The sequence below is a fragment of the Paenibacillus qinlingensis genome (assembly GCF_031455095.1).
GTDB lineage: Bacteria > Bacillota > Bacilli > Paenibacillales > NBRC-103111 > Paenibacillus_E > Paenibacillus_E qinlingensis_A.
The window spans coordinates 23,195-46,943 of sequence record NZ_JAVDSB010000012.1; the positions used below are offsets into that span (position 1 = coordinate 23,195).

At 47.8% G+C, this 23,749-nt stretch carries 19 protein-coding genes; 2 read left to right on the forward strand and 17 right to left on the reverse strand.

The window, feature by feature from the left end; all coding sequences use genetic code 11:
• Window positions 1–172 precede the first annotated feature (172 nt).
• The 4 genes from J2736_RS24335 to J2736_RS24350 form a co-directional block, all read right to left on the reverse strand.
• A complete protein-coding gene (locus J2736_RS24335; protein ID WP_310501186.1) occupies window positions 173–814 on the reverse strand; it encodes a ThuA domain-containing protein in 642 nt (213 codons plus the stop codon).
• Between the two features lie 36 nt (window positions 815–850).
• The gene (locus J2736_RS24340) at window positions 851–1,582 is read right to left on the reverse strand and encodes an SDR family NAD(P)-dependent oxidoreductase (protein ID WP_310501187.1); all 732 of its coding nucleotides are present in this window, start codon (window positions 1,580–1,582) and stop codon (window positions 851–853) included.
• A gap of 36 nt (window positions 1,583–1,618) precedes the next feature.
• A complete protein-coding gene (locus J2736_RS24345) occupies window positions 1,619–2,602 on the reverse strand; it encodes an aldo/keto reductase (protein ID WP_310501188.1) in 984 nt (327 codons plus the stop codon).
• 271 nt (window positions 2,603–2,873) lie between these two features.
• Window positions 2,874–3,029 carry a hypothetical protein gene (locus J2736_RS24350; RefSeq protein WP_310501189.1) on the reverse strand — a complete coding sequence of 52 codons (156 nt, stop codon included), beginning with the start codon at window positions 3,027–3,029 and terminating at the stop codon, window positions 2,874–2,876.
• Between the two features lie 254 nt (window positions 3,030–3,283).
• Between J2736_RS24350 and J2736_RS24355 the strand changes: the two genes are divergently transcribed.
• Entirely contained in the window at window positions 3,284–4,132 is an 849-nt protein-coding gene (locus J2736_RS24355; RefSeq protein ID WP_310501190.1) for an AraC family transcriptional regulator, read from the forward strand.
• 72 nt (window positions 4,133–4,204) lie between these two features.
• Here J2736_RS24355 and J2736_RS24360 read toward each other — a convergent pair whose 3' ends face one another.
• From J2736_RS24360 to J2736_RS24395, 8 genes are all read right to left on the reverse strand, one after another.
• Window positions 4,205–7,114 carry a discoidin domain-containing protein gene (locus tag J2736_RS24360; protein WP_310501329.1) on the reverse strand — a complete coding sequence of 970 codons (2,910 nt, stop codon included), beginning with the start codon at window positions 7,112–7,114 and terminating at the stop codon, window positions 4,205–4,207.
• A gap of 149 nt (window positions 7,115–7,263) precedes the next feature.
• On the reverse strand, window positions 7,264–9,663 hold the full coding sequence (locus tag J2736_RS24365) for a hypothetical protein (RefSeq protein ID WP_310501191.1): 2,400 nt from the start codon (window positions 9,661–9,663) through the stop codon (window positions 7,264–7,266).
• A 68-nt stretch (window positions 9,664–9,731) separates the two neighbouring features.
• Window positions 9,732–11,831 carry a heparinase II/III domain-containing protein gene (locus J2736_RS24370; protein WP_310501192.1) on the reverse strand — a complete coding sequence of 700 codons (2,100 nt, stop codon included), beginning with the start codon at window positions 11,829–11,831 and terminating at the stop codon, window positions 9,732–9,734.
• A gap of 14 nt (window positions 11,832–11,845) precedes the next feature.
• Window positions 11,846–12,736: a carbohydrate ABC transporter permease gene (locus J2736_RS24375; RefSeq protein ID WP_310501193.1), complete on the reverse strand. Its 891-nt coding sequence runs from the start codon at window positions 12,734–12,736 to the stop codon at window positions 11,846–11,848.
• A gap of 18 nt (window positions 12,737–12,754) precedes the next feature.
• Complete coding sequence (locus J2736_RS24380) at window positions 12,755–13,651, reverse strand: carbohydrate ABC transporter permease (protein ID WP_310501194.1); 897 nt, start codon at window positions 13,649–13,651, stop codon at window positions 12,755–12,757.
• A gap of 76 nt (window positions 13,652–13,727) precedes the next feature.
• Entirely contained in the window at window positions 13,728–15,122 is a 1,395-nt protein-coding gene (locus tag J2736_RS24385; RefSeq protein ID WP_310501195.1) for an ABC transporter substrate-binding protein, read from the reverse strand.
• Window positions 15,123–15,262: 140 nt separating this feature from the next.
• Window positions 15,263–16,885, reverse strand: a complete 1,623-nt coding sequence (locus J2736_RS24390; RefSeq protein WP_310501196.1) for a response regulator — start codon at window positions 16,883–16,885, stop codon at window positions 15,263–15,265.
• Entirely contained in the window at window positions 16,869–18,692 is a 1,824-nt protein-coding gene (locus J2736_RS24395; protein WP_310501197.1) for a sensor histidine kinase, read from the reverse strand. Before J2736_RS24395 ends, J2736_RS24390 begins: the two co-directional genes overlap by 17 nt.
• Window positions 18,693–18,921: 229 nt before the next feature.
• On the opposite strand from J2736_RS24395, the gene J2736_RS24400 reads away from it, so the two are divergent.
• Complete coding sequence (locus J2736_RS24400; protein WP_310501330.1) at window positions 18,922–19,353, forward strand: VOC family protein; 432 nt, start codon at window positions 18,922–18,924, stop codon at window positions 19,351–19,353.
• Window positions 19,354–19,436: 83 nt separating this feature from the next.
• On the opposite strand, the gene J2736_RS24405 is transcribed toward J2736_RS24400, so the two are convergent.
• From J2736_RS24405 to J2736_RS24425, 5 genes are all read right to left on the reverse strand, one after another.
• Window positions 19,437–19,955, reverse strand: a complete 519-nt coding sequence (locus J2736_RS24405) for a DinB family protein (protein WP_310501198.1) — start codon at window positions 19,953–19,955, stop codon at window positions 19,437–19,439.
• Window positions 19,956–20,148: 193 nt separating this feature from the next.
• A complete protein-coding gene (locus J2736_RS24410; protein ID WP_310501199.1) occupies window positions 20,149–20,394 on the reverse strand; it encodes a hypothetical protein in 246 nt (81 codons plus the stop codon).
• A 119-nt stretch (window positions 20,395–20,513) separates the two neighbouring features.
• The gene (locus tag J2736_RS24415) at window positions 20,514–20,741 is read right to left on the reverse strand and encodes a spore germination protein (RefSeq protein ID WP_310501200.1); all 228 of its coding nucleotides are present in this window, start codon (window positions 20,739–20,741) and stop codon (window positions 20,514–20,516) included.
• Between the two features lie 107 nt (window positions 20,742–20,848).
• Complete coding sequence (locus J2736_RS24420; protein ID WP_310501201.1) at window positions 20,849–22,843, reverse strand: alpha-amylase family protein; 1,995 nt, start codon at window positions 22,841–22,843, stop codon at window positions 20,849–20,851.
• A 27-nt stretch (window positions 22,844–22,870) separates the two neighbouring features.
• The gene (locus J2736_RS24425) at window positions 22,871–23,740 is read right to left on the reverse strand and encodes a carbohydrate ABC transporter permease (protein WP_310501202.1); all 870 of its coding nucleotides are present in this window, start codon (window positions 23,738–23,740) and stop codon (window positions 22,871–22,873) included.
• Between the last annotated feature and the right edge of the window lie 9 nt (window positions 23,741–23,749).

The following is a 23,749-nucleotide window of genomic DNA, read 5'->3' on the forward strand; positions in this document are numbered from 1 at the left end:
AGCGCTCCTATCCTAAGGTGTTACTTACTATCTTCTCCTATTGTATGAAAGGGGACATATAAAAGACAAGTCTTTAAATTGACTAAATAAAATATTTTGAATTATAAAACACTTAAAAAACCAGTGCCTCAAGGCACTGGTTCGTGTCAACTGGTTGGAGCCTCCTGCCAGCTTAAGTTACTGGCACACCTGCTGCCCAGTAACCTGCAGAACGAATCCATTTCCCATATGTTTCCGACTGAAAGGATGGCGGATGATGGCCTGGCATCAGGTAAACGACTCTGCCCAACCCATATGCGCGCGTCCATGCTGCAGGCCATTGTTTGCCTTCATGTGTATACGTCAGAAGGAGCTCGATCGGCGCGAACGGGTCTAGTTCGAAGCGATACGGCTCTTCGTCCATCTCGAACGACTCCAGTCCGTTCAGTAACGGATGATCGCATTCCATCTTCTCGAAAGGGAGTGTCGTGAAGGCAGGATGACCTGTAAATCTTGCCCCGATTAGCTGGCTAAGCTCCGGGCTGCCCTGGATGGAGATGCCGTTATGGATAACGAGCAAGCCCCCTCCGCCAGCGACATATTGGAGGAGGCAGGCTGTTTCTTCGGCCTCAGGCACTTTCCCCCACATATCTAAGTAGGAAACAACTAATGGATAGGGCCGGAGGACATCTACTTTTAGATGAGTAGTGCCTTCAACGGATGTGACTTGAAAAGAAGCCCCTAAGTTATCTATGATAAGCTGCTGTACCGCCTGCAGTTTATGGTACGGTGCATCGTCGTTATTACCAATAATCAAGGTAGGAATAATTGACATTCGAGTTCATCTCCTTTTACTTCGTGTCGCCATGACTTACCACGGCCATTGTCCGCCTTGATAGTCAGTCAGAGCCAGTAATTGATCCGGCCAATCGGATCCGAGACGCTGTTCGAGTAGCCCAAGGATGTGCTGAGCAGATTGCTCAGGCGATAGCTTGGCAGTCGCATCTAACTCGCCTTTCATATAAGACTGCACATGCCCAGGATGCACGACCAGCACTTTGCCGCCTTGCGGCGAAATTTGGTTATGAACGAGTTGTGATTGCATATTGAGCGCAGACTTGGACATGCAGTAGGCATACCAAGCGGTTCGCTTGCAAGCCCCGACGCTGCCCGCTTCGGACGAGATGTTCATAATGGTTTTGTCGGTGCTTTTTAAAATAAGATCAATCAGCCCATTCGTCATACGCAATGCCCCAAGTGTATTCACGCGAAATACCTGCTCAATGTCTTCAAAATCCAACTCATCTTGAATCGTCGAGGTCGTATTCCCCAGGATGGCTCCATTATTGATGAGCAGATCAAGCTGCTCTGTTTGGTCAACCACTATACGCAGCGCTTCCGCTACACTCGTCGCATCGCTGATGTCCAGACGAATAGGACGCAGCCGCTTACCGTAAGCTGCCTCCAACTCCTGCAATGCCTGAGATTCCTCTGCATATTGCCCTGCCCATACATCATAACCTCGCGCCAACAGTCCTTTGGCCAAAGCGAGGCCAAGCCCTCGGTCAGCTCCGGTGACCAAGGCCCAACGATTGTTTTTCATAGCTGCAGCTCCCCTCTTATTTAATGAATAGACATTTTACCAAGCATAAGCCTCTGGAGCCGCTCCGCCTGGACCTGGGAAAATGCGATCCAGCTCCTTCAGCGTCGCTTCATTCAGCTTAAGCTCCACCGCTCGGAGCGTATCTATCAGTTGGTCCACCGTACGCGGCCCGATAATTGGCGCTGTCACGGTTGGATTCGCGAGCAACCAGGCTAACGCGACATGCGCGGGTTTTTCGCCTAGCTCGCTGCACAAATTCGCGAAAGCTTCCAGCTGATTGCGGTGCTTCGCTACGAACGCTTCGCTTTGTCTGCTTCTGCGCGTACCTTGGTCAGCTGAAAGCGCATTGCCGCCAAGCAGTCCACCTGCCAGCGGACTCCAGACGACAACGCCTAAGCCCAAATCCTGAGCGGCCGGCAACACTTCCAGTTCTGGCAGACGGTTCAGCAAATGATATTTATGCTGCTCGCTTACAAGCCCGAGGAAATGGCGCTCTTTGGCCGCCGCCTGCGCTTTCACGAGATGCCAGCCTGCAAAATTGCTGGAACCGATATAGTCGATTTTGCCCTGTTGAACCAGGCCTTCAAATGCTCCCCAGATCTCTTCCCAAGGCGTACGACGGTCAATGTGATGCATTTGGTAAAGCTCCACATGATCCGTTCGCAGACGACGAAGCGAATCTTCGAAATGGCGACGGATTTTGTATAGGGACAAGCCGCTCTCATCATTAGGGCCGTAAAGCGGCTTATGAAGTTTCTCATATACTTTGGTCGCTAACACAACACGTTCTCGGCGGTTGCCGCCTTGTGCGAACCAGTTGCCGATAATCGTCTCCGTGGCGCCAGAATTCTCGCCCCAGCCATAAATGTCAGCGGTGTCAAAAAACTGAATACCCGCATTCAGCGCGGCATCCATAATGCGGAAGGCTTCTGCTTGCTCCGTATCCACACTGAAATTCATCGTACCCAAACAGAGTTTACTAACCCGCAGCCCCGATCTGCCTAAATAATTGTATTCCATATAGATCGCCTCTTTCGGTTAATTTGATTACACAATTAAATAAATGGACGTCGGTCTAAAATCTTCTGCAGCACAATGTCCGCCTCGACTTGTTCAGGCATCACGGACTGAACGAGCGCTAGCGCGCAAACCGTTCCGCATAACGCATGCATATCTTCGAATAGGGCATCTTCAGGCCCGTCTCCGAGTACAGTAATACTGGTTAAAAGATGGCTGCCAATCGCTGATCATGGCTTGGAGTTCATTTGCCCGATGTTGGCTTTGTTCAGCATCACTGATCAATGTGTACATAACATCCAGTTCTCTCCAAGGTAGTTGAGCCCAGTCCTTGCAAGGTCGTCACCAAGCGTTCACGCTCGATGCTCCCTTCTGGCGGTAGTTCACCAATTGTGTATAGCAAAATGACAGCATCTGCAGTTCCATACAAATCTGCCTCGAGAGATTCAGAGATCTTTTGACGGTATCCTCCTAAAGAACTTATTCGGTGAGCATCGATAGAACGACGTACTTTTTTCAGAAAAGGTTCAATATTCGTCAGGTTGATTAGCCTCGCTTTGCAATTATTACATGTGAATTGAGTTCATTCTAGTCCAAATTGGAAGTCACTGCTATAATAAAATGGATGCACTATATAGCATAATGACCTATTACTCTTTCAAACCTGTTAGGGGGCAGCCGCCAATGGTTAACCATACAATTGCTCAGTACGCCATCGCAGCTCAGCAAGACGTCCAATTCTATTACACAGGGACAGAACAATGCGTGCCCGGCCAATCTTGGGGACCAGCGATTAAACAGAACTATAAAATCTTCTATATTCACAGTGGCAAGGGTATCTATCGTGTGGGCAATGAAACGTATCACTTATCTCAGGGGCATGTTTTCCTGATATCTCCCTATGTTGTTTCTTTTTTTGCAGCGGACGAAGTGGAGCCGTGGAACTTTTCGTGGGTCGCTTTCGGTGGCGGCATTGTCCAAGATTATTTGCGGCAAGCAGGCTTTACACCAGACAATCCTGTCATTTCCTGCGATCGAGAGTTGGAAATTCGGCAGTGCTTCAATAAACTGTTTGACGCGAACCAGCAGTTTTACAGCAAGCCTTTGCAGTTAACCTCAGCGCTGTATGCCTTCTTAGCCTTGTTACTAGAATCTTCTCAACAGGAGTCCCCTTTCCAGCAGCAGAAGACCATGAAAGACTTATACGTGGCGCAGGCAATCACTTTTATGAAAAATAACTATGCCCGACCGATTACGATCGAGGAAATGGCACAAACACTGGGGCTTAGTCGAAAATATATCACAAGCCTTTTCAAAGCTGCCATCGGCACACCGCCGCAGCACTATCTAAGCGAAATCCGGCTGGGCAAAGCGTGTGAACTCCTAACGAGCACGTCACTATCCATAAAAGAGATCGCCTACTCCGTCGGATATACGGATCAATTACATCTTAGTCGGATGTTCAAGAAGTGGTATGGCATCTCACCAAGCCAATACCGCGAAGGCATCCGATTGCCAACAAGCCAACAATGAAAAAAATCAGTTAACATCCCTTTTTATGGACGTTAACTGATTGGACAGGAGCATTAATAGGAGATCTCGGTGCTAGTAAATTTCCACCTCAGGAAAAGCCATCCGATACCGATTCGCATCGGTCGGGTTCGGGCGCAGATTCGTCCCTTCGATTTTCACATATCTTGCAGATACCGCAGAAAACGCAAAACTCTGAACGGCATTCCCCGGCTGCGCATAGCCCGTACGTGTAACTACCGTCGACCAATTCACATTATCCGCCGAGGTTTTAATGGTGAAGTCGATCGGAAAGTTTTGTCCGATATTCCCCGCATCATTACGTGGATAGATGTCTACCATACTCACACTGCGACTCCCCCCCATATCTAGTGTCACTGACTCGGTATGATTCGCAGTCAGACTATTATTACTAGTCCATCCCATCGAGCCTGTCACCGAATTTCGCCCGCCGTCATTTACTCTACTCGTAGAATAATTGCTATTCTCTAATGAGCTGCTTGCCGACACGATAGCCCCAGTTGCGTAATTGGTCGCATACAGTTCCACCTCCGCAAACGCCATCCGATACTGGTTTGCATCGCTCGGGTTCGGGCGCAGATTCGTCCCTTCGATTTTCACATATCTTGCAGATACCGCAGAAAACGCAAAACTCTGAACGGCATTCCCCGGCTGCGCATAGCCCGTACGCGCCACAACGGTCGACCAATTCACATTATCGGCAGAAGTCTTAATCGTGAAATCGATCGGGAAATTTTGCCCAACATTGCCTGCGTCATTACGCGGAAACAGATCCACCTTCGAGATCGTCTTGCTTGACCCCATATCCAGCGTCACTAACTCGGTATGGTTCGAGGTTAAGCTGTTATTACTGCTCCAACCCATAGAGCCTGTCACGCTGCTGCGTTGTCCGTCATTTATTTTAGCCGCAGAGAAATTCGTATTCTCCACCGAGCTGCTCCCCGACACCGTTGCCCCCATTGCTAAATTACCTGCTGCACCATATACCTCAAACTCCCATAAGGAGTACCCGTACACCGAACCCCGCAGAGTTCCATTCATTTTCACATATCTAGCCAACGTTGGCGTAAAGCTGATCTCATCGACACCGCCATTCCCCGTAGTTGTACTAAATACATTTGTCCATATGCTGCCGTCATTAGAAACTTGAATTTGATAGTTTTTGCCATATGCCGCTTCCCAATAAAGCTTCGCACCATCGACATACACAGGTGATCCCAAATCGACATAGATCCACTCATTATCTGTATAGCTAGATCCCCATCGTGTACCGAAGTTGCCATCAAAAGAAAGACTAGGAGCAGCTGCGCCAGATGAAGCTGTTGCTGGTTTATTCAAAGCTAGATTCACCCGTTGCACAGGTTCAGCAATTTGCGTCGGCAGTATCGTCACAGGTGTATGATTAGCACGATTGAGTATGTTCATTTGCGCTAAGTTCTGCGCTGGTGTCGCACTGCCCGGCATCACCACGTTATTAAACGTAATATTGCTGATGTTTTTGGTGCTGCTATAACCCTTCAACGTCCCCAACGTCGTTCCGGCATCGCGGACTAGAATATCCTTAACGGTCAACGTATTGATCGTACCGCCGCCAAAACCATCGGCATTTCGAATAATAAAGGAGGCCCATGTCCGCGTGCTGTCATTCGTATAGGTAATACGCTCAATATCGATATTTTCGAAGGTAACATTCGTGAGATTACCAACACCGTATTTATGATCGACACCGATTCCGACAGATGCGTCGTACACCACACTATTTTTGAAGGTCACATCGCTTTGATTTTGTCGCATGCCTTGACCTACTTTATACCCAAAGCAAACCGTCCAGGAAATCAGATCATCGAACACAACATTGCTGACAGGCTCAGGGCTTCCAGGCCAGCTTAGACTAATATCTGTCGCCTGATCCCATGTTTTCGTCGTGTAAGGATCGTCCAAGCCAATGCCGATGCCATGCTGAACGAGTACATTCTGAGATTCATTCACGTCGATACCGTCGTTCTCACCCATATCGAAGCGGTTAAAGATTTTCATATTTTTAAAAGTCAGATCATTCGATCTTGCCGGTGTCACGGCCCACGAACCTGAATCGCGAAGCAGTGGACCATCCAGCGTAAAATTGGTCGTACCGATTGGCACAATTAGATTGCTGGCAAAATTGTTCGTCGTTGTCGCGTATTTGCCATTGCCGTCGATGGTGCCTCGACCGTAAATTTTGACATTGTCTGCACCAGTCGGGGTGTACAGCCACCAGGTGACGTCTCGATTCTGTGAATCCTTATGCCAATTCACCGTGTAATCACTCGCCACTCCTGTAAAACGAAGCACAGCTCCGCCCTCTAAATACAAGGCGACGTCGCTTTTCAGTTGCAGATTTCCCGCCTTGTAGATCCCCGCAGGTACATACACGATTCCCTGACCGCCTGTGTAGCTGGCCGCATCATTGATCGCATTCTGAATGGCGGTCGTCGCCATGCCAGCACCCGTGCTATCCGCGTTGTAAGGCGCGTTCTTCACATTATAAATCCCTGTCCCCGATGAAGCGGGTTTGTTCGACTCTGCCGGGTCCGCTGCGATGACGAGCGCGCGCTGCCCGTTGATTTTCACGATTAAATACTCATCGCCACTGACCGTAAACGTCAGCTTATTGCCACTCGTTGTGCCAGTCAAATTAAGCTTCTTGGGACTGATGGAGTACGAGGAAATACTCGTTTGTCCAATAGCTGTAACCTCAATCGTCGCTGAGCCTGACATGGAAAAATGAGCATAATCATAGTCACTCGTGTAACTCACAACGGGAATCGTTGTCGCATCGACCTTAAGTCCGTACACCGTGGATGCGGTGTAGATCGAAGGCAGTGCGTAAGAGGAGATGGTGGCTGCATGGACACGAACAGGTAACGCACCTAAACTCCCAAGGATAAAAACAAAAGTAAATAATCCGATCAACCAAGCTTTCATTTTGTGCAAATAAATTCCCTCCTTCAGATGTGCTCGCCAAGACGAGATTGAGATTGTAAAGCGCTTACACAAATAAGTATAAAAAATCTGCCCTCGTTCCAGTAAGGCGGGAACTTCCATGTCGAGGGCAGATTTCTATTGGTTTTCAGTTAGTGAAGCAACCGGATCTCGCCTGCAATGCCCCATTTGACGAAATGGGAACCATTTACCTTCGTTTGTTCCGGAGCATCTGGACGGTCGGCGAAATTTTTAACACCTTTATACTGATCCGGACTCGTTAAATAACGATCGCCATCCACATGATGATGAGGTCCGTACACATTAAATGTACTTGGATATAACAGGACCTCGAGTTCATACGAGCCTTCCTTCATGGCTTTCGGAAGCGGCACCGACCAATTCGGTCCCCAGCACCAACCCAGCTCATTCCCGTTCAGCTTTACCAATGCGGCGTCTGCCCATAGATCGGTAAGCTCAAGGGCTGCTTGCTCCACGTCGCAAAGTTGGATGGTTTTTCTCACAGCAATCGGTGAGCCTGCAAAAGGAAAGCCGAATGCGATGAAATTCGTGCTATCGATCACTGTGGGCAGAGGAGCTAGCTCAAGTTGCCCTTCGAGCAGCCATTGATGCTCATCCTTTTCGATCAGCGGGGCTTTACTGGTGACAATGAACGAACCGCGCAATAATGCAATCGGACATGCTTCTCCCTCAGGTAACGGAGTTACTTCCATATGCAGTTTCGACACATTCACAGTTAATGCAGCAGGAACTTCCGCCTCAAAACCGCTTGCCGTCGGTACCACGGTTAATTCCACATCGTTCAACCAAACTGAACTTACTTCATCATGTAAAAAGAGTGTCATCACGCCAAACGACTCTGCCTGGTGCACGTCGATTTCTGCTGTCAGCTTGCCATTGTCTTGTAGCTGCAACTCCACGTAGACCTGATTCGCTTTCGGCACTTCTGCCGTCCACGAAGACTGCTTAATGAAAGAGCATTCCGCAGCTGATTGAACAGGTAGGGCTTTCACAGCAAATACGTGCCGCCAGTTCTCCGCATCACACAACGTAACTCCTGCTGTGAGAAGCCGCTCCACGATTGCTGGCTCCCTCCAACGACAACCGTCTGCCAACAGCACATGCGTGTAGTCCCGCTGGCCAATTCGCAGCATACCATCTAGAATGGTACCCGACTCCTCAAGCTCCCGCTCCTCGGTCAACTCATAGTGAACCCCTGCCTCAAAGCAAGCCTCTACTAGCGCAAGCAGCTTCGCATCGAGCACGCCTGTCGTGCTTGCAGGAATGTTCGACCCGTCATGCTCATTCATTTGCATCGCATCACGCGTATCAAAATCCGCCATGATTCCACGCGTTGGCGTTACAATTAGCACATCCGGCTTGGCTCTTAAATCTGGCAGTTGAGCAGCCTGCTCCTGCAGGGTGGCCAGCAGTGCTGGAAAAGCATCCTTCCAAGTCAGATGACTCGGCATGGAAGGCGGCCAATCTTGAATGGCTTGGGTATTCAGCTTGAGCTGGTTCAAGTGGAACACGAAATGTTCCACGCCGTGACTGGCCAGCCACATCACATAATTGGTGAAGGACTCGGGTGAAACGCCCCAGCCGCTTCCTCCCATCGCTTCGACCAGAGCGCCATCACGTCCTTGCTGCATGGCAATCGAATGGGCAATCCGAGGGTAAAAGTTATTCCCTGGAAACCGCTCCAAGGCGTCAATGGCCGGCGTTTCTACTGTTTTTAACACTTGAAAGCAAGAACCGCTATAGGACACTTGGAAAAAAGGACTTTCTTCGGCTTTAACATGAGCTGTAAATTTTTTACCATATTTTTCACACCAGTCTGCAACCGGTTTATAGAAACTCGTAATGAGCGCGTCCGTCAGCATTTCCCAGTAGCGGACACGGAACTCCTCATAGCCATCTACAGTTGTGAACAGCAGCGGCAATTGAGGAAGCAACGCCTCACCATATTTGTATTCATATAACGCTGGGAATCGATCCTCCCAAGGAATGGCCCCTGTTTTGACCGTAATCCCATGCCCATCCAAGAACGCGACTTCATCAGAGAAAAAGCCCGTCACATAATCAAATGCTTCGGGGCGCAACCCTTTGCGATATCCCTCATGAATGAGCTCAATAAACACCTGCGTTGTCTTCGGGTCGATCGAGGATACGGCGCTAAACGATTCAAATACGAGCCTTCCTCCTTGCCCATCGGAAACCCAATTCACATATTGGCAAGTGGAATCCGGCAGCCTTTTGATCACTTCGCCGCTTCCTGTGCCAGATGGCCAGCCATTTTCATCGTAAATCCAGAAGATCATCCCGGTCGATTTGGCATATATAATCAAGTCTGAAAGGATGTCCAAATAGGCATCGCTCATATAGACAGGTTTTCCCGGATAAAAACGGGGATGAAAAATAACCCCATCCAGCCCCGCTAAACGGAGCTCATCTAATTGGGTTTGCAGCCGCCCCAGATTCAATTCGTCATTGATCGACCAGAAACTAAGGAAAGACAATTTATTTCGCATGGGATAACACCCTTCTTCCCCCTAACGAGGGCTATTTCGTATTTAATAACATGGATATCATAGAGCCATCAGATCGACTTCTCAATATACACTTTTCCGTTATATAGACGTATAACATAGGTGTGTTGCGAATCCGCATGGCTCCATGATAACTGAAGGGTATCACTCGTCTGCTCAACTGCTTCCAAGCGGCCTTGAAGCTGATTTTTCGTGCTGCGATCATAATGGATAGCTTGCACAAATAACACGCGTTGTTCCACAGACGCGGTTGTTAGGAGAGACGTGCGCTGCCCGCTCGGCGGATTATCCGGTGTTAATGCTGTGTATATCGTTGTTGTCAGCGAGCACCAAACGTGCTGCTCCAACGTACCTTCACGCATCTGATAACCAAAAGCAGATACATCCGCTATCAGCTTCCGCTTCTCTTTGAACCAGTGCTGATCCAATCGGCTGAGCGGGTCCTCCGTCGCGGACCAAGCATCCATCGCATCATTGTCCAGCAGCATCCCGCTCCAATGATTCGTCCAATGCACCACGCGCGGCTCTGGAACCGTGACTTGCACAATATCGATGAGATGATCCTCAGCTAAGAGGTTAATTCTTCGAATTTGAGCCCCTCGATAAGCATCGCTATCCCAAGGATTAAGCTCCGCAGGCAAGATGATACGATCTTTCATCTTGTAATCCTCAGCCAGCCAATCCACGGCTGTTTCCAACCATACGCCCCATGGCTCTTCGTGCATTTGAATCAACCGCCCATCCCGTGGCGGCTGATCTGCCCCATCGATACTCACGGTATTATGCGAGTACGTATGTTTAAACCAACCGTAATGCGCAGGAACGCCGTACGCCGTTGTTCCGGGATCCACGAGCAGCGGAGTACCGCTATGCATGACGGACAGCCCTAGCCGATCCATGTGATCGTGTTCACCGCCGAAACGGCTGTGCTTCACGATTACATGCCAGCCAGCGGTGTTCACTAGCTTGGTCAGCCCACTCGCAGGTAACGAGCGTGAGCGTTGCACCTCAGCTCCTAGCGAGTCCAGCTCCGCTGTATCTCCGTCCAAGCTTTGGCCAAACATCAAAGCGTAAATCGAATCTCGCTGGGTTGGTTTCACGATCTTGATACGTGGATCATCTTCTGCCGTGCCATAAGCCGTATTCAAAAGCGAACGGTATTTGCCATCACCATAAATATCATAGGCAATCTCGTAGTACGGCGCGTAGGAGCCAATATGATGACCCAGCCCTGCATCATTCATCGTCGGCATCACGCCGTCTGGCAATACTAACTGTAAGGGATAATCAAACATCGCTTTCAGCGCTTGCTTTTTCCATACGTCCCAAGACGTCCCTTCAGCAATTAACGCGTAGTGCAGCAGGGATTTAAACGCGTAGAAATGATACTGCACATTCCCCTCGTACCATAGGCCGTCCTCCATAATTCCGCGATTCAGCTGGTCATGCAGGCCGTATTTGCCTTCCAGAGCAGCAGACAGCACAGTCTCATCATGTAATAGAAGCCCCAGTGCGGCAATCGCTGATGTAATCAATACCGAGTGATTATGGATTTGTCTTTCTTTATGAGCAATAAGAAATTGGGCACAGGGCTCAAGCAGCCCTGCCCGAATATGAGCGAGCTCACCAGGGGTTAGATGCTCCTGAATGATGTCAAAAGCAAGCGCCAAATCCGTGATCCAATGTGCTTCATCCAGCGTTTGGGCAAATAATTTGCCGGGCCCATTATAGGGAATATCTCCGTGAATGGCGTACGTAACGTAGTGATCGGCATACGCCATGAGGTACGATTTGACGAATTGAAGGCGTTTCTCATCTGTCTCTAAGGCATATAGTAATGCCACATGATACACAGCTTGACCGATCTGGCCATGAGCTAAAGACGTCCAGCACCCGTCAAGCAGTTGATTGCGCCGTTCCTTACCACAAGTCGAACAACGATGAAGAAAGGGCTCGTGCCACTGGAAAGTGAGCCGAGTCCCATCTTCTTCGCAATGATAATAATGCGTCCATTCGCCTTGCTCTTGGGCGCGAACGGCGAAGGTAATCTTCGCCGCTTCTTCCGCATCCCGTCTTAGCCCCTCCATCGCTGCTTGAAATTCCGCTTTTCCTGCGTTCCTTCGCAAGTTCTCAAAACGCTTGATGTCCATGGTGTGAAGTCCTCCTAGCCTTTCAATGAACCCGCCGTCATGTGCATGAACTGACGATTGGCAATCATATAGACAAGTAACAGCGGCAGAATAGATAGACACGCTCCAGCCATCATATAATGCGTTTGTACCGCAGCGGAAGCCCCATACCGCAAATAAGATAGGCCAACCGTCAACGTTTGCAGATTCGGATTCGTCATCGTAAATACTAACGGCCGCAAGTATTCATTCCACGCTCCGCAAAAGGTGAACAGTGCGCCTACGCCAAGTCCTGGGCGCATTAACGGTAAAATAATTCGCCAGAAAATGCCTGCGTTAGAGCAGCCGTCGATCCGAGCCGCCTCATCTAATTCCCGGGAAATACCTTTTAAGAAACTAAGTAAAATAAAGAAAATATACGCGTGGCCACTGACGAGAATGAGGACTACGCCCCATAAATTCGTATTCAGGTGCAGCTTGACCATCAGCTCGAACTGCGGTCTAATCACAACCGCGCCAATGGAGATAAACATCGTAGACGCTTGAATCGCCACATAAATTGCTTTTCCTGGAAAGTTGAGCCGATCAACGACGTAGGCGGCCATGGAAGCTACGGTCAGTACGCCGATCGTCGTCGCTCCACTTAAGAATAAGCTATTCCAAGTAAATCTCGCGAAGTTAGCTTGGACCCAGGCTTCCTTATAATTTTCAAAATGCCAGGATGAAGGGAAGATTTTGCCCCCCTTGGTTATCTCCAGGTTGGACATAAAGGAGCCTAGAAAAGTCACAATGACAGGGAAAACGATGAGCAAAGCGGTAATCAGTAAAAACAACCAAAGAAGCGCTCTCCCACCCCATCTCCCTACAAAAAATGACTGTGTTTGTTTCTTTATATGAACAGCTGGTATCGATTTGGATACTTCCATGATTCCCGAGTCTCCTTCCTATTGAAGTTTGTTGAGGCGCTTCGACATCCCATGATAGACGAGCGTGATGATGCCGACAATGACAGCGGTCATGAAGCCTACCGCACTACCGTAGCCGAATTGCTGCTCGGTTAATGCGTGCGATGGGGTTGGGAAGAATAGCTTATACACATAGAGATACATGACTTCCGTCTTCCCTACCGGTCCACCTTCTGTAAGAACCATGATGCTCTCATACCCTTTGAGGGAATTGATGATCGCGAGCATAATCACAATCTGAAGCACTGGACCTAGCATCGGAATCGTTAAATACCAGAACTGCTGCCATTTATTCGCGCCATCCAAGGAGGAGCTTTCGTACACATCATTCGGGATATTTTGAAGACCAGCTAGAAATAACAGCATGTAGTTCCCTACCGCGCCCCAGACTGCAATGAGGATCGTTGTCAGCATCGCATGCTTAGGTCCGAGCCAATCGATTCTTTCGGAGATGATATGGAACTTTAGTAAATATTGATTGAGAATACCGTTATATGAGTTGAAAATGACAAAAAATACGACGGCCATCACAGCCGAGCTAATAATTGTTGGCATGAAATAGATGGCTCTTAAGAAGTTGCGTCCACGCAGCTTGGAATTTAAGATCACGGCAAGAAGTAAGCATAACGGAAGGGTTATGATGAGCTTGCCACCTGCATAAACGAATGTATTGATGACAGAATCCCAATACTGCGTATCCCGGAAAAGTCGTCTGAAATTATCAATCCCAATAAAAGTCGGTGCCCCGAAGCCCTTGTACTCATAGAACATGTAGCGAATCGCCCAAGCAATCGGATAGACGCCCAACACCATGGTAAGCAGAAAGCTTGGAAATAAAAATAAGTAGGAAAACCCGATCTGGCGAGTTCTGTTCATCCCATTCCCTCCTCTTTATAGAACGCGAGAGTGGAGTTTCAGCTCCACTCTCGCTTCCTTTCTCTTCAATTCGCTCTTATTTCATCATCAGTTTCATTGGATCAAAACTTGCATTTGGCGCTACTTTGATATCGCCTTTGGCAACAGCTTTATCCAACGCATCGTTATAGCGTTTGTTCAATTCTTGAATAATTTGATCCAAGTTGCCGCCACTGATCATATATTTGAAGAAGGCGTCATTGTATTTCATACCTTCAACCGTAACGGTTGGCTGCAGCGGCCATGTGCCGTCATTTCCACTTGGCAAGAAGCCATCAATGCCTTTAATCTCAGGCTTTTTCGCTGTGGAAGAAATCGCTGGCACCATCGATAGTCCGAAACCTTTCTCGTGATACGTTTTCAATACATCGTCAGCATACATGAACTGCATAAATTTCCAAGCTTGATCCGCGTTTTTAGTTGTGTTGCTAATCGCTAACCATTGACCGCCTACGAAAGAAGTTGCCCCTTTAATCGTTCCGTCCGTGGTTGGAACAGGTGCTGCTGCCCAATCAATCTTAGCTGGGAACTGATTGGCGTATACCCCTGGCTCCGAGGAATAGGAGATGTACATCCCGATTTTACCTTCTGCGAATTGGGCGCGAAGCGGATCAATATCGAGCGACTCCATCCCTGGCAATGTGCTGCCATCATCCACCATTTGTTTGAAGGATTGAATGACATCCTTAAACCCTGTGAAATCGAACTTTGCTGTTTTAAAATCAAATCCAAACCCACCGAAACCGTTAGCTTCCGCGATTACCCTTGCCGAACGACCAAGCGCACTGTCTGGGCTCTTGAAGTTCAGCGCAAAGCCGTAGGAGCCGCTAGCCTTACCAACCGCCGTGATTTTCTTCGCATCCTCGACCATTTCTTTCAATGTTTTCGGAGGTGCTGCAATTCCTGCTTTAGCAAAGAGGTCTTTGTTATAAACAAGACGCAGGGTCGAGCCGTAGTTCGGAAGACTGTACAGTTTACCACCGATGCGGTTGAAATCATCAATAATCGGGAATTTCTTCTTCAGCGTATCATTCACATAGGAATCGATCGGTTTGAGGTATCCTTTGGCTACGAAAGGCTGGATGGTATTCTCCTTCACACGGATGATGTCAGGCGCTTGTCCTGATGCGAATGCCAGATCGATCGCTTGATTGAAATCCTCGGTTTTAACAACAATTTCAACTTCAATATTTTCGCCATTCGTTTCATTAAATTTCTGCACAACGCTCTTAATGTAGTCCATATCGTGACGATCATTTGTCCAATAGGCAAGCTTCGTTTTTCCCTTGGCAGGAGCCGCGCTTGCCGGTTGATCGGATGCTTTCGCGGACGCCGCTGGGCTTGCTGCTGTATCGGTTTTCGTGGAGCTACAAGCTGCTAAGCTACCCGCGAGTGCTACTGCTAATGTGACCGTCCCTAATTTTTTTATCATGTGTAAGCCTCCCTTAAATCTGTTGTTTACACTTCTAATAGTAAAAGAATTTCGATGCCCTGATAATGAGGTCAACTCTTGAACGAGGGCAGATATTTCTATATGTTGCCCTTCCGCTGGCCTAAGAAACAGGCAAGCCCTCACGGCTTCGAGGGCTTGCCCAGAGACATTTCTTTAAATTCGGTCGGTGTGAGCCCCGTCTGCTTTTTGAATACCTCGCTGAAATAACGTCGATGCTCATAGCCTAGCTCCTGCGCAATTTCCTGCACTTGGTAATCCTCGATCAGCATCGACTTCGCCCGTTCCATTTTGGCTTGCGTCACGAATTGCTGGAAGGTCGACCCTGTCACTTTTTTGAACAAGTTCGAGTAGTAGCCCCAGCTCAAATTCACCTGCTTCGCACAGTGCTCCAGCGTCAAATCAAGATTCAAATTCGCTTTAATATAATCCGCTGAACGGTGAATGATCTTCTGTGACTCGCTAGCCCGTTCCTGATGGATCAGACGGCAGCCTATTTCGCATAACTCCATAAACCAGGCGCGATACTCCAGAATGGCAGCCCCGCTGTCTCTGATTTCAAGCGACTTGGCTTCGAACTCTGCGAGGCTGGGACGAGGGAATTTCTCCAGCAGCACACGCAGCATGCGCAGGGCAAGTCCTTGCAGTAATCGGTCCACGACACCTGGTTCCGGGAGAACGGTTACTTTTCCCATCTCGGTAAAAATAGTCATTGCCCACTCGACACAAGCTTCCTTATTGCCAGAACGGAAAGCGAATAGAAACTCATTCTCGCTATCCTCGGTATAAATCCACTCCACAGGAAGCGCTGCCCCATCCCTATTGTAGCTGAATGCGCCATTGCCGCCTGTATAAAAATGATACGACAACGCGCTAAGCGACTGCTGATAGCTCTTCGGCAGCTCTTGCACGGTTTCAACATACTGGCCGATGCCAATGGATATCGTGAATTTGGTATGGCGCGCGATATTTGCGCAGCATTGGTCGGCAATCGCCATGGGCTGCTCTTGATTCGTAACATTGAGAATACAAATATAGCGATTGAGCCCCTCGCGAAACACGACGGCTGCCCCATGAAAGGCAATCGTCTCTTCGACGATATTTTGCAACGAAAAACGAACAAGCTCCAGCTCTTTCACAGGCACTTCGCCATATTTATCGGTAAATTGATCAATTTGAATCGTCATCACGGCAAAAGGGGGCTTCAACTCATTAATATCCAAAAAGTCCGATAGACGCGCTAATTCGGATTCATTGGTTTGATGATTGACTAGGAGGGATAAGTACTCCTGCCGGAGCGCTGGCATGCTTTCCTTAATCTTCTGCTGAAGACCGATCAACTGCTTACGGCTCAGGTTCTCTTGCTCCCAGACTTCCTTCGCCTTGACGACTGCTTTTACGATTTGATCAATGGAAAAAGGTTTCTTCACATAGTCCAATGCTCCATATTGGATCGCTTTTTGGGCATAATCAAAGTCTGTATAGGCACTTAAAATGATTACCTTACTCGTCGGCAAAATCTCCATAATATTACGAGTCATTTCCAAGCCGTCCATTTTAGGCATACGAATGTCGGTTAGAATCAGATCTGGCTTCGTTTCGCGAATCACCGCAAAGCCTTCCTCACCATCAGTTGCGCAGCCTACGATTTCAATGCCATGATCTGCCCATGAAATCTTCTTCGTAATCATATCCACGACACTTCGAATATCGTCCACGACACATAGCTTAACTCGTTGATCCATGGAAATCCTCCTCTTTTTCATACCGTGGCAACCACAAATCGATGCGAGCTCCGTTCCATGCGTTCGTCGTAATCTCCATACGTTGCTCAGTCCCATAGTACAGTTGAAGTCGCGTGTAAATATTGCGAAGTGCGTAGCCATGCTTCGAAGTTGTAGGATGCAGCATGCTTTGGCGCAGCCGCTCCGGAACGAGCCCTTGACCATTATCTTCCACTGTAATATGCAGCCAATCCCCATCCGATCGGGCTGTGAGCTGGATTTCGCCACCGGTCTTCATATCCTTGAAGCCATGCAAAATACTATTTTCAATAAGAGGTTGAATCATGATTTTAGGCACAAGACAAGCTTGCAACTCAGGCTCGACATCCATCTGAAAGACGAATAAATTCTCATAAGACCTTTGCTGAATGGCCAAATATTGCCGAACATGATCCACCTCATCCGCGAGCGTGATCAAATCCCTGCCTCCGCTTAAACTCAATTGAAACATATTCGATAAGGCCAAAATCATTTCATTCACATCATCGTTCTCACCCAGCACTGATTTACAATAAATCGTATTCAGCGTGTTGTAGAAAAAATGAGGATCCATTTGCGCAGATAACGCCTTGATCTCCGCTTTTCGTTTATCGCGTTCCCGATTCTTCACATCGGCAATCAGCTGTTTGATCTCATCTAACATGCGATTGAAGCGGAAACCAACCTGCGACACTTCATCCTGGTACACGCTTTCGAAACGCACATCGAGATCATTTTCTTCCACGCGCTTCATCAGCTTCTGCAAACGGAACAAGGGCTTGAGCAGCAGGAGTGTTAAATTGTTCGTGATAAAAAGGGATACCACAATAAAGCCGATGGTTACGTACGTCGTGGCTTGCTTAATACCGTTGAGTTTAGCTAAAAGTTTATCCTTGGCTTGAACGCCGACAATCATCCAGTCATCCTTCACGTCTAGTCGCGCATAGTTCACGAGATAATCCTTGCGATCCGAATCGCTATAGAAAAAGGAACCCTTGCTGTCCCCCGTTAATTGTTGCACGAAATCGGGACGCTGTATGAACGCTCTATCTTGGGTGCGATCCGCATAATTAATATCTTCTCCTTGCGAATCAACGAAATAATAGTGCTTGTTGGGATCCGTTAGGTTTTCCATAAAAAGATCACGAATATCGTCTTCTTTCACATTGATGACCACATACACATTCGTCGACTCATTGCGTATATAAGAATCCTCACTTACACCTTCGGCAACAAGCGAGATGACCCGCTGATTCCCTGTAAAAAAAGGATCCACATGCCCCTTGCTCCAGAAGCCTCGCTTCAAGAGCTGAAACTGCTTAAACATATCCGATTGATAAAAGGAATTGGCGTTATTCCGCACACTGGAGGTCGGGTAGAAATCCCCGATCGGGGTTGCGATCAGGATACTTTCAATCATGGAATCATTAAATTTCACTTGCGAAAAAACATATTGCAAAGACGTTAACGACTTAAAGTAGCTAGAGCTATCCTTATTCTGGACATCCTTCATCAGCTGTTTGAAGGCATCGCTGAACATGAGGGCACGGACGGCCGTGCCAATATTTTTCAATCGTTCATTCACAATTTGCGCCGATTGATTGACGGTATCTTGGCTTGATTGCATCGTAGTACGCTGAATTTCCTTGGATGCGATCAGATAAGCGATGCTCCCGGTAGCTACTAGACCTGCGGTGATGAGTATGACAAAGGTAAACCAAATCCGTTGTTTTAGTGAAAAGGAGTGGAACAGGCGTGGCAGCCACGACCAAATAGCTAGCTTATTCATAGGCGACGTTAGCACCTTTCCTTTATATGAAGGTAGACTTTATCTATTCTACATTATAGTATAGGAGGCTTTCTGGAGGCAGGGGGGAAATTCAAGGTGGAGGGCAGCTATTTCGATATTCCACGCCACAATTAGAACATATGTTCTTTATTTTTCAGGGGAATTGTGGTAATAATAAGAAGTAGACTTTTTCCCTTTCAACTACTTCAATCTAAGGAGCTGTTTAATGATGTCTGTTCGTTTAACTCCGTATTTAGTATTGCCTGGTACTGCTGGTGAAGCAATTGCCTTTTATGAAAAAGCGTTGGATGCTCAAGTCCTATTTAAACAGACCTTTGGTGAAATGCCTGCCAACCCGGAGTTCCCAATTGGTGAGGAACAGAAACATCTGGTTGCTCATGCCATGGTGCAAGTCGGCGAAAGTCAATTGATGTTTTCGGACACCGACGCAGGTCGTCCTATCCAATTGGGAGATCAAGTAACGATCTGTATTACTACGAAAGATGCTAGTCTGTCCAAGCGATATTTCGAAGGGCTCAAAGATGGCGGCACTGTCATCATGGATCTGCATGAAGCATTCTTCAGCCCGGCCTACGGACAAGTGAAGGATAAATTTGGCGTCACCTTCCATCTGTTTACCGAAGGCGAAGCGATGAATTAGAACGCAGTAAAGGCCCTGTCGCTTGTGACAGGGCCTTTTTTAGGTTGGGATTGGTTAGGGGTGTGTTGGCTGGTCCGTAGGCGTTATGCCAGCTGCTCAGCACCTGCATACCAGAACAACGCGTATTCCGTCATCACCGAAGCATAGCCCATTTGGCGCAGCATGGCCGTGACGTTCCCCCGATGATACGTAGCGTGATTCACAATCTGTAAAACGATCTCAGCCAAACTTGTTTCCCTGACTCCAGCATAGGGATTATCGAGTGTGATCTTCTTTTCCAAATCAGGCAGCTCCTTGAGAAAAGCCTTACCTCGTATCGACAATTCGACATACATGGCCTCTAGCTCAATTAAGCTCTTGCTCTCGGTTGCTTCAGTTATCTGCCAAGAGGCTGCCATGGCTTCCTTCATACTTTTACCTCCAAGAATGTCTAACCAAGTGCGATCTGTAAGGTAGATATGCGCAATTACTTTCGCAACAGTCGGAAACACACTCTGAATCTCTTGGCGGTACACCTCCTGCGGAAGCTCCTTCAACCTGTTGATCAGCGTTTGATTCGCCCATACATGATAATCATACATACGGTCAGCTGTTTGTGTCATTTAATACACACTCCCTTAATTCAATTTATTTTTATCATTGTTTCCAGATATACCCTTATTATAATGGAAGTACCCTGACAACATATTGTCAGGGTACTTTACGTTTTTTTATTTTACTTTCATTTCCTATACCCTTTTTTCTGAAAATAGCCAAAAAACCGTCCCTGCTTAGCGCATTGACGGTCAGTCATCCTTAATTAAATTGACGAAATACAACAGGATCAAAGTGTTTATTTTCATCGATTTCCCGTTGCTCACGGTTCGCTTGAATCCACGAACTCACACATAGCGCAACAATCCCCACAAAGAGCAGAAAGCCAAGAAGTTTCCACCAAAAACTACCTGCTATAGAAGGATTAGCCCCTATAATCAGAATTACAATTGGCAGGAACCATGATAGATTCTTCATATAAATCCAAATCACTTTTCGTTTTAACAAGCTGCTCTATCCCCTAAAATAGTTTCAAGTTCCGTATATCTTTCGCAGCAGCTTTTCACTTTAGGACCGTCCACTCCAACTTAAAATTCGTCCAATTTATGGAAACCAATACCCAGTCATCAAATGGTGTTATTCGGCGTGTCTACGAGGTCAGGATCAACTGTATTTGTACTTCCATTCAGCACATTCTGAACACTTCCAAAGCTGTCCCCAGGGGAAAATGAGTTGGCTCCTGCAAAGATTTTGGAGCTGCTTGTGAGACTAACAGCGAAGGTATCGCCAATCTGGACATTGGAGCCTTGAGCGACATTTAAAATTTTGATACCTCCATTAATAATGACAGGCATACTCCGGCCACTCCCTTCCAACTCTAAATCATTGTATGTATTAGAGTGCCTATTGGTCACTTGGGGGGTGGATAGATAACCGCATGAACATAAAAGAAGAACAGGTCCTAATGAACCTGTTCTTCTTTCTTGGCGACTTCATACTCGATGACAACCATCTGGTGGCACTTCAGACTAGGTACTGTGTAGTAAACCGTCTGATCCTCATACCTGAATGTGAGCGAGGTCATCTGCGGTGCCATATATACGTTCTTTACGTGGTTCGATGTACGAACAGATACCTGCACGTCATAGATGGGAACCATATCCTCAATGACTTCGATGTTTTTCCCTCTGCGGATTGGGGTTGCGTATAACAAATGATTAACCAGACGATGCTCATCCTGTTGATGCTGCAGTGTGACGATGCCTTGCGCTGGGAGATTGGTTTGCAACGTCTTGTCTAGGAGAAGGCGATCCAATGCATACAGTACGGCTTCTTTCAATATGAGGCTGCCTTTCGTCGCATAATCTTCAAATATGTTCCACGCGATATAAATACCACTTTCGCTTTCCACCATACCCGGTCCTCCATATTCATAGCTGCTTGGTGTATGCTGGTGCGAACAGAAAGTAAACAGATCGCGGTTAAAATAAGGATTTTCACGGTGTGCAAGCTCCGTTCCACCCGCAATTTTGATTTTCTGCCCCTGTGAATAGAAAATGTAAGAGGCCTCTCTACAGCTTCCAAAATTGAACAGCGGACGAAAATAATCGGGGCGGTATGGATTTGTCCCTACATACCCCACCCCGAGGTCGATGGCAAAGCGAGTACCCTCTGGATCAAGACACGACCAGCCCGTTGCGAGAACTTTACCGCCTTGCAGAAGGAATTGCACCAATTTGTTCTGGAGCTTATCATTCACTGCTACGTAATCCGGTAAAATTAGTACCTTATAAGCTGTAAAATCATTTTCCTGATCGATCACATCGAACAGGAATTTACCCTCAAGCAGCATGCGTACAGCCCCTGCGTCTGAATCCGATGTAGACACATTAGCCTTGGGATGCAAGCCGGTTGCTTCCAATGTCAACAGGGCCACATCTGCAACATTCGTCGCCTTTACGCACCATGCCTCCTTCGCCTCGACCTCGCGATATGCCTCGCCAATCAGTGCGTAGGTCGCTTCATCCATATGACCGTCAGGATGAAGCTGATCGCCAATCGAGCAGCAGGCGCCATTGGCTATGCTAAGCGCAGCTTCATAACGGAGTGCGTTCGGGTGCTTATAGCCACCAAATTCTCCCCAGGATGTATGGAATTTTCCCGTCATACCGAGAAAATCGACACCAAGCGGTTGCGCATACCTAGCCGACAGCGGAAAGTGATCATAGCCCCATCCACCTGTAGGCAGCGATTCCAGTTCTAAATGTGTGTTCATAGCAATCAGATCGCGTCGACCTCGCGCAATGTGTCCGCCATTGTGAAAGATCGGCAATCCTGGCTTGATCGCTTGAACCGTTTCCTTCACCTTCGTCGTATAATTCGCGTAGGTTGACTCCCATAGCTTTCGCATTGCCTTCTCATCCCGTGGATCCTGTCCTTGCCTGCGTATGCTCTCCACACAGCTATGACAGTAGCACTTGCGTATGCCAATGATATCTAGGAATAGTCCATCCAGATCATATCGGGACACGACTTCCCCGATCTGCTCGATCAGGATTGCCAGATAGGGAGAGTTTAAGCACAATTGGTGATAGCCTGGCAGTATAAATCCTTTGACCCAATTCGTTTGGTCATTCTCATCACGGATGAGCCATTCGGGGTGACGTCTTGCTAATTTTTCATCCAAACCTGCCGACAAGTATACGGGTGTCTTCACACCAATATCATGTGCCGCTTCAATTATGGCCGCAAGCAAGTCAAAGCTCAGCCCAGGATGGATTTCGTTCGCCTCCGACGGATGGTAAGCCCAGCCGTGATGGCATTTGGCAAAAATCGTAACGGAATCCACATGACCAAGCTTAAGCATTTCCTGAAACTGCCCCTGATCAAAACGTGCTCCGATCGGCGCTATAGCTTCCGAAGTGTGAAAATCAAGATGCACCTGACGAAATCGCATGCGGTCTCATCCTTTCCATTTTATATGCTATCCCTTTACCGAACCAATCATGGTCCCTTTCTCAAAGTAACGCAGCAGGAATGGATACATGACCAGCACGGGAAGAGCGGATACAATGACCGCTGCCATCTTCAAGCTCTCAGGCGCAGGCGGAACCTCATTCACAGCCGTCGTAAACGGATCGAGCCGGTTCTCAATCAGAATTTGCCGAACAATCTGCTGCAGCACGAACTTCGTTTGATCTGTCACATACAACAAATTGTCCATAAACGCATTAATGTGATACACAAGCGACCAGAGGCCGATCGTAACCAGAACGGGGACCGACAGCGGCAAAATAATACGAATGAGAATTCGCAGATCGCGCGCCCCGTCAATCCGTGCTGCTTCAATGAGCGCATCCGGAATCGAGCGGAAGAACGAGATCATCACCAACACCTGGAATGCGTTCGCCGCATGCGGCAGCACGTAAACCCACCGCGTATTCAGGAGATGCAACTCCTTTATAAGCAAATAATTTGGCACGATCCCACCATCGAAGATCATGGTAAAGAGCAGAAGCAGTACCAATACCCGCTTCCATGGCATTTCATTGCGAGATAACGGATAAGCTGCGCAAATGGTAACAATCAGGGTAAGCGCTGTGCCGACGACCATGCGGAACAACGTATTGCCGTACCCTTTCCAGATGAATGGATAGGTCAGTAATTCTTTGTATGGCGTCAAGGTCACATCCTTCGGAAACCAGTGAAAGCCGCTGCGGAGCGCCTCTCCCCTTCCACTTAGTGATACTGACAGCACGTGAATAAATGGGTACACGACAATAATGGCGAGTACGCCAAGTACGATATAAATGAGGCTAACGCTTAATCGATCTTGCCAGTTTCCAGTTCTCATGTTGCAAAT